The sequence below is a fragment of the Saccharopolyspora sp. genome (assembly GCF_017434145.1).
Taxonomy (GTDB): domain Bacteria; phylum Actinomycetota; class Actinomycetes; order Mycobacteriales; family Pseudonocardiaceae; genus Saccharopolyspora_C; species Saccharopolyspora_C galaxeae.
In genome coordinates, this window is record NZ_JAFRFW010000354.1 from 1 (window position 1) to 2,048 (window position 2,048).

General features: G+C 68.4%; 2 protein-coding genes and 1 pseudogene. All 3 read right to left on the minus strand.

Annotated features, from left to right (window positions below; genetic code table 11):
• Nucleotides 1–211: pseudogene (locus IJH84_RS09735) on the minus strand (ABC transporter substrate-binding protein); the annotation flags it as partial.
• A 65-nt stretch (nt 212–276) separates the two neighbouring features.
• Nucleotides 277–1,116 (minus strand): ABC transporter permease, encoded by an 840-nt coding sequence (locus IJH84_RS09740; protein WP_295142979.1) that lies wholly within the window; start codon nt 1,114–1,116, stop codon nt 277–279.
• A gap of 7 nt (nt 1,117–1,123) precedes the next feature.
• Nucleotides 1,124–1,936 carry an ABC transporter permease gene (locus IJH84_RS09745; RefSeq protein ID WP_295142982.1) on the minus strand — a complete coding sequence of 271 codons (813 nt, stop codon included), beginning with the start codon at nt 1,934–1,936 and terminating at the stop codon, nt 1,124–1,126.
• Nucleotides 1,937–2,048 lie beyond the last annotated feature (112 nt).

Consider the following 2,048-nt stretch of genomic DNA (forward strand, 5'->3'; position numbering starts at 1 on the left):
ACTTCGCCTTGTCCGGCTCCAACTCCAGGTGCACCGCCGAGCCGTTGCGCGTCGGCTCCACTTCGGACACCCGGCCGACGATCATGCCGTGGGTCTTCACGTCCGAGTCCGGCAGCAGCTGGTTCCCGGTCGAAGCCGCCTTCAACACCACGTCCGTGCTGGAGGTGAACGCGCGCTGATACGTCGCCACCGTCAGGGCCAAGAACAGCACGATGCACATCAGCAGTGCTAAGCCCAATAGGCGCCGTCGCGCCGTGAACAGAGCGGTGCGAGTACTCATCCCGTGATCCGAACCGTCGTAGTGGTGCCCCAGATCGCGAGGCTGAGGAAGAAGTCGAGCAGCGCGGTCGTCACGATCGCGGTGCGCACCGCGCGGCCGACCGCGATGCCGACGCCCGCCGGTCCGCCGCTGGCCCGGTAGCCGTAGTAGCAGTGCGTCATGATCACCACGACGCTGAAGACCAGCACCTTGCCGACCGACCACAACACGTCTTCAGGTGGCAAGAACAAGTTGAAGTAGTGGTCGTAGGTGCCCGCGGACTGCCCGTAGAGCATCACCGTCACGGCCCGCGAGGAGATGTACGAGGTCAGCAGGCCCAGCACGTAGAGCGGCACCACCGCGACGAACCCGGCCACCACCCGCGTCGTCACCAGGTACGGCAGGCTCGGCACGCCCATGACCTCGAGCGCGTCGATCTCGTCGGAGATCCGCATCGCGCCGAGCTGCGCGGTGAACCCGGAACCGACCGTGGCCGACAGCGCCAGACCGGCCACCAGCGGCGCGATCTCGCGGGTGTTGAAGTACGCCGAGATGAACCCGGCGAACGCCGAGGTGCCCAGCTGGTTCAGCGCCGCGTAGCCCTGCAGCCCGACGACGGTGCCGGTGAACAGCGTCATGCCGATCATCACGCCGACCGTGCCGCCGATGACCGCCAGCGCCCCGCTGCCGAAGCTGACCTCGGTCAGCAGCCGCAGGGTTTCCTTGATGTAGCGGGTGAGCGCCTTCGGCACCCAGGCCAGCGTCCGCAGGTAGAACGACATCTGGTCGCCCAGGTCGTCCAGCGTCTCCAGCGGTCGCCGGAACACGCGCTTCGCGCGCTGCGAGATCGTCGTCATGACCCGCTCACATCCCCTTGGGCGGCACGAGCTGCATGTAGACCGTGGTGAGGACGAAGTTCACCGCGAACAGCAGCAGGAAGGTGATCACCACTGCCTGGTTCACCGCATCGCCAACGCCCTTGGGCCCTGGCGGCGGGTTCAGCCCGCGGTAGGCGGCGACCACCCCGGCCAGGAAGCCGAAGATCACCGCCTTGAGCTCGCTGATCCACACGTCCGGCAGCTGCGCCAGCGCGTTGAAGCTGGCCATGTAGGCACCCGGGGTGCCGCCCTGCATGATCACGTTGAAGAAGTAGCCGCCGAGCACGCCGACGACGCTGACCATGCCGTTGAGCAGCAGCGCCACCAGGATCGCCGCCAGCACCCGCGGCACCACCAGGCGCTGCACGACGGAGACGCCGAGTACCTCCATGGCGTCGATCTCGTCGCGGATCTTGCGCGACCCCAGGTCGGCGCAGATCGCCGAACCGCCGGCGCCCGCGATCAGCAACGCGGTCACGATCGGGGCGGCCTGCTGGATGATCGCCAGCACGCTGGCCGCACCGGTGAACGACTGCGCGCCGATCTGCCTGGTCAGCGAGCCGAGCTGGAGCGCGATCACCGCGCCGAACGGGATCGACACCAGTGCGGTCGGCAGGATGGTGACGCTGGCGATGAACCAGCACTGCTGGATGAACTCGCGGTATTGGAACGGCCTGCTCGGCAGCTGCCGGCACACGTCGAGCCCGAGCGCGAACAACCGTCCCGTCTCACGCAGCCCTCCCGCTCCCGGGAAGGACCGTGCGCTGCTCGCCCGCGACTTCGTGGGCGGTGCGCTCACTGCTCACCGCCTTTCCGGCGACCGAACCAGCGGCGCCGTGCGCGCACCGGTTCCTCATCTGGCTGGTGCCCGGACGAGAACGGGGGCTCGCCGGGGTGCGGACGCGGCCGGG